Here is a 258-nt window from a genome sequence, read left to right as displayed (position 1 = left end):
CCTTTGGCAGCCTTGAGACGCTGTATCTGTTCGGGAGCCACCCGCTCAGCAATGAATAGCGCCATGTCATACAACGGCTTGATATCTTCAGCCTGCAACAGCCCCTTGCTGGCTTCACCGGGGTACTTGAAGTCTTTTTCGGATTTATCCGCCGGCAGTTTCTCTTTGTTGATCTCCACTGCCAGGATGTCCTTGACGCTGTTCGCATACTCATCACGCGTGAGCAGACGCAACTGACGCTGGCCATGGGCATCGGTC

At 54.7% G+C, this 258-nt stretch carries 1 protein-coding gene; it reads right to left on the bottom strand.

Annotated features, from left to right (window positions below; genetic code table 11):
• On the bottom strand, positions 1–258 hold a 258-nt coding region (locus SB756_RS32050), incomplete at both ends, for a DUF1587 domain-containing protein (RefSeq protein WP_410913499.1).

The organism is Pseudomonas sp. SIMBA_068, assembly GCF_046534705.1.
Taxonomy (GTDB): Bacteria; Pseudomonadota; Gammaproteobacteria; order Pseudomonadales; family Pseudomonadaceae; genus Aquipseudomonas; species Aquipseudomonas putida.
The sequence above is the reverse complement of the archived record's forward strand: the minus strand, read 5'-3'. Positions and strand labels throughout refer to the sequence as shown.